The organism is Pseudomonas sp. HMWF006 (assembly GCF_003061205.1).
Classification (GTDB): Bacteria; Pseudomonadota; Gammaproteobacteria; order Pseudomonadales; family Pseudomonadaceae; genus Aquipseudomonas; species Aquipseudomonas monsensis.
Genome location: NZ_QAIU01000362.1, coordinates 1 through 5,245, shown reverse-complemented (window position 1 = coordinate 5,245; position 5,245 = coordinate 1). Strand labels below are relative to the sequence as shown.

The window sequence follows — 5,245 nt, the reverse complement described above, 5'->3', positions numbered from 1 at the left end:
CAACCGGTGTTGAAGGTGGTCGGTGAGGCGTTGAGCGTATCGCCATTGGGGTCGGTGTCGTTGGCCAGCAGCAACTCACCCGGCACCGTGACGCTGCTCGACAGCACGTTGGTGATGACGTGGTCGTCCATCGCCACTGGCGGCGCGTTGGGGATCACTTTCACGGTCAGGGTCGAGCTGGCGAGGTCGCCGTCGTTGTCGCTGAGGGTGAAGCCGATGTTCTCGGTGATCACCGTGGTCGTGGTTTTCTGTGAGGTGTAGCTGTAGTCACCGGTGTCGAGGTTGATTACCAGCGTGCCGCTGTTATTGGTGGCGATGCTCAGGCTGTTGTTCACCGTATTGAACGTGCCGTGGTTGGTGCCGCCGCTTGCGGTCAGCGACCCCTGACCGCTGTTGGCGCGCGGGTCATAGGTGTAGGTGGTGCCGTCGACCACGATGGATTTGATGAAGCCGCCATCGGCGCCGAACGTCCCGCCCTCGCCCAGCAGCGAACCGGTAACCGGCGCGCCTTCAACGGTGCCGGACAGCACCGAGTTGAGTTGATTGAGGTCGGTGACCACCACCGCGTTGGTGTTGGTGTGGCTGATGCCGTCATACGCCAGCGGGTCGAGATTGGCGTTGCTCACGCCGCTGCCGAGGCCGATCGCGTAGTTCTTGATGTTGTTGGCATCGAGGAAGGCTTTGAGCGTCGCTTCGTCGGCAGTACCAATATCGCCCTCGTTGGGTTTGCCGTCGGAGAAGAAGTAACCGACGTTCTGCGCCCCGGTGAGTTTGCCCGAGGTGTTGAACGCGTTGTACATGGTCGCCACGGCAGCGTCGTAGTTGGTGCCACCGCCAGCGGTGAGTCCGGCGAGAATGGTTTTCGCTGTGGCCACATCGACCCATACCGTGGTTCGGTCGGTGGCGTTGCTGCTGAAGGTGACGAGCTGCACTTTCACATCGCCGAGGTCGTCGTACTTGTCGAGCAAGGCGCTGATGGCCTGCTTGGCCAAGGCCAGCCGCGACAGGCCCGGTACGCCAGAGGCGTCGGCCATACTGCCGGAGATGTCGAGGACGATAAGGATGTTGGAGTCGATCTCCACCGCCGCCACCGAGCGATCCGAGGCCACGGCTTTGGGCACGTCGTCGACGATGTTGACCACGATCGTACTGGTGGTGCTGTTGCCCAGCGCATCGGTGGCTTTGTAGGTAAAACTTTCGCTCAGGGTGTTGGCACCATCGTTGGCGTTCGGCGTGGTTTTCGGTGCCGAGGTCAGGGTGTAGGTGTAAGTGCCATCGGCGTTGAGCTGGATCTGACCGTACGTGCCGGTGGCGCTGCCGACCAGGGTGTAAGTGATCGCGCCGCTGCCGCCGGTGACTGCACCGACCAGCGTGCTGGTGGTGGTTTCGCCGGTATTGGTCGGGTCGCTGCCGGTGACCGTACCGGGGGCCAGATCCTGGCCGTCCTTGGTCAGGTCGAGGGCTTTTTCGTAGACCGTCACGTCCTGGTCCACCGACGCCACGAGTTTGCTGTCGGCGACGTTGATGGTGATGGTGGTGGTGCTTTCGTCGCCATCGCTGTCGCGGATGGTGTAAGTGAAGGTGTCAGTGGCGCCTGGTGGGCTCACCGAGTTCGGGTTGCTGTGATAGACGGCGTTGCCGGCCGCATCGAGGGTCAGGTAACCGAAGTTGCCATTGATGTTGCTGTTGAGACCGCCGATGGCCGAGGTGCCGGTATTGCTGCCGGCACGCACACCGACCACCGTGGCCGCGCCATCGGCCCCGCTGATGTCATTGCCGAGCACGCTGACGTTGACCGTACCGCCCTCCGCCACCGAACCGGTGTCGGGTTTGGCGGTCGGCAAGTCGTCGATGATGTTGACGTTGATCTGCCCGCTGGCGGTGCTGCCATCGGTATCCGTCGCCACCACGTTGAAGTTTTCGGTGAGGCTGTTGGCACCGCTGCCGGTCGGGTGGGCTTCGTTGTCGACCAGGGTGTAGCTGTAACTGACGACACCGGTGGCCGGGTTGTAACCGGTGACGGTGAAGGTGCTACCCAGCGGCGAAACCACCGATTGCGGGAAGCCTGCGGCGACACCATTGGTCACCACGGCAATGCCACCGACGGTGAGGGTTTGCAGACCATCGAGAGCGGTGACGGTGAAGGTGCCGCTCTGGGTCAGCGCCGGGGTGTCGGGGCTGGTGCCGTCGCTGAGGTTTTTCTCGTAGACGGTGAGTTCGCCGCCATTGACGTCGAGGCCGTTGAGCAGCACCGGGTCGTCGTTGTTGTGGATGTTCAGCACCAGGTTGGCGGTGCTGGTGTCGCCGTCGGCATCGGTCAGGGTATAGGTGAACGTCTCGGTGCCGTTGCCGCCGCCATGCAGGTTTTTGAAGTCGGCATCGTTGGGGTTCAACGTGTAGGTGTACGTGCCGTTGGCGTTGAGTACCAAAGTGCCGTACGTCCCGACGACAGTGGCAGGAGTGATCGGCCCGGCATTCGGTCCGGTCGCGACCATATCGGCGCCTTGCACATCGTTGGTCAGCACATTGCCGGTCAGGGTCAGTTGCGTTTCCGAGGCGCTGTTGGCGTTGCTGTCGTTCACGGCTTTCGGCACGTCATCGACGATGCTGACGACGATGGTGCTGTTGACGATGTTACCGAGCGAATCGGTGGCCTGATAGGTGAAGGTTTCGGTCAGGGTGTTGGCGCCGTCGTCAGCATGCGGTGTAGTGGTGGCCGCTGAGGTCAGTGTGTAGGTGTAAGTGCCGTTGGGGTTGAGGACGATCTGCCCGTAGTTGCCGGTGGCGCTGCCGACCAAGGCATAGCTGATCGCGCCGACCGCACCGGTGACCGAGCCGACCAAGGTACCGGACGCGGTTTCGCCGGTGCTGGCCGGATCGCTGCCGGTGACCGTACCGGCGGCCAGGTCCGCGCCGTCCTTGGTCAGGTCCAGCGCTTTTTCGTAGACAGTGACGTCGTTGTCACTGGTTGCATACAGTTTGCTGTTGGCGACATCAATGGTGATGGTGGTGGTGCTTTCATCACCGTCGGAATCGCGCACGGTGTAGGTGAACACATCCACCGCGCCCGGGCCATTCACCGCATTCGGATTACTGTGGTAGACGGCATTGCCGTTGGCGTCCAGAGTCAGGTAGCCGTAGGTGCCGTTGATGTTGCTGTTGAGGCCGCCGATGGCCGAAGTCGAGGTGTCGGCGCCGGCACGCACGCCGACCACCGCACCGGTTACGGCCGGGCCGTCGGCGCCGCCGATGTCGTTGTCCAGAACGTTACCGCTGACGGTGCCGCCCTCCACCACAGACGCAGCATCAGGATGAGCGCTGGGCAAATCATCGACGATGTTGACGTTGATCTGGCCGCTGGCCGTGCTGCCATCGGTGTCCGTCGCCACCACGTTGAAGTTCTCGGTGATGCTGTTGGCACCGTTGGCGTTCGGATGGGTTTCGTTGTCGACCAGGGTGTAGCTGTAACTCACAACACCCGTGGCCGGGTTGTAACCGGTGATGGTCAAGGTACTGCCCAGCGGCGTGGTGACCGATTGCGGGAAACCGGCGGCCACGCCACCGGTGACCACGTTGATGCCGCCCACGGTCAGGGTTTGCAGACCATCGAGGGCGGTCACGGTAAAGGTGCCGCTCTGGGTCAGCGCCGGAGTGTCGGGGCTGGTGCCGTCACTGAGATTTTTCTCGTAGACGGTGAGTTCTCCACCATTGACGTCGAGGCCGTTGAGGTAGACCTGATCGTCGTTGTTGTGGATGTTCAGCACCAGATTCGCCGTACTGGTATCACCGTCCGAGTCGGTGATGGTGTAAGCGAAGGTTTCCGTGCCGCTGCCACCGCCGTGCAGGTTTTTGAAGTCGGCATCGTTGGTGTTCAGGGTGTAGGTGTACGTGCCGTTGGCGTTGAGCACCAAGGTGCCGTACGTCCCGGTGAACGTGCCCGGGGTTACCGGCCCGGTCGGTACGCGATCCGCGCCTTGCACGTCGTTGGTCAGGACGTTGCCGGTCAGGGTCAGCAAAGATTCCGACGCGGTGCTGGCGTTGCTGTCATCCACGGCTTTCGGCAGGTCATCGACGATGTTTACGTCGAGGGTGGCGTTGGCAGTGGTGCCGTTGTCATCGACAACGGTGACGGCGAACTGCTCTGGCAGATTGTTCGCGCCGTTGGCGCTTGGATGGGCTTCGTTATCGACCAGGGTGTAGCTGTAGCTGACCACGCCGGTCGCCGCGTTGAAACCGGTGATGGTCAACGTGCTGCCCAACGGCGTGGTGACCGATTGCGGGAAACCGGCGGCCACGCCGTTGGTGACGACAGCGATGCCGCCGACGGTCAGGGTGGTGACGCCATCGAGTGCGGTGATGGTGAACGTGCCGCTTTGGGTCAGCGCGTTGGCGTCCGGTGCGCTGCCGTCAGTGAGGCTTTTCTCGTAGACGGTGAGTTCTCCACCATTGACGTCGAGGCCGTTGATGATCACCGGATCGTCGTTGTTGTGGATGTTCAGCACCAGGTTCGCGGTGCTGGTATCACCGTCCGAATCGGTAATGGTGTAGGCGAAGTTTTCCGTGCCGTTGCCGCCACCATGCAGATTTTTGAAGTCGGCATCGTTGGTGTTCAGCGTATAGGTGTAAGTGCCGTTGGCGTTGAGCACGAGGGTGCCGTAAGTGCCGGTGAACGTGCCTGGAGTGACGGGGCCGGTCGGTACGCGGTCGGCGCCTTGCACGTCGTTGGTCAGGACGTTGCCGGTCAGGGTCAGCAAGGTTTCCGACGCGGTGCTGGCGTTGCTGTCATCCACGGCTTTTGGCAAGTCGTCGACGATGTTCACGTCGAGGGTGGCATTGGCGGTGGTGCCATTGTCATCGACCACGGTGACGGCGAACTGCTCAGGCAGATTGTTTGCGCCGTTGGCGCTTGGGTGGGCTTCGTTATCGACCAGGGTGTAGCTGTAACTGACGACGCCGGTCGCCGCGTTGAAACCGGTGATGGTCAACGTGCTGCCCAACGGCGTGGTGACCGATTGCGGGAAACCGGCGGCCACGCCGTTGGTGACGACAGCGATGCCGCCGACGGTCAGGGTGGTGACGCCATCGAGTGCGGTGATGGTGAACGTGCCGCTTTGGGTCAGCGCGGTGGAATCCGGTGCGCTGCCGTCAGTGAGGTTTTTCTCGTAGACCGTCAGCTCGCCGCCTTCGACGTTCAGGCCATTGATGACTACCGGATCGTCATTGTTGTGGATCTGCAAAACCAGAT

Annotated in this window: 1 protein-coding gene; it reads right to left on the bottom strand. The window is 62.2% G+C overall.

Annotation, left to right across the window (positions count from 1 at the left end; all coding sequences use genetic code 11):
- On the bottom strand, positions 1 to 5,245 hold a 5,245-nt coding region (locus DBR24_RS14890; RefSeq protein ID WP_128615143.1), incomplete at both ends, for an S-layer family protein.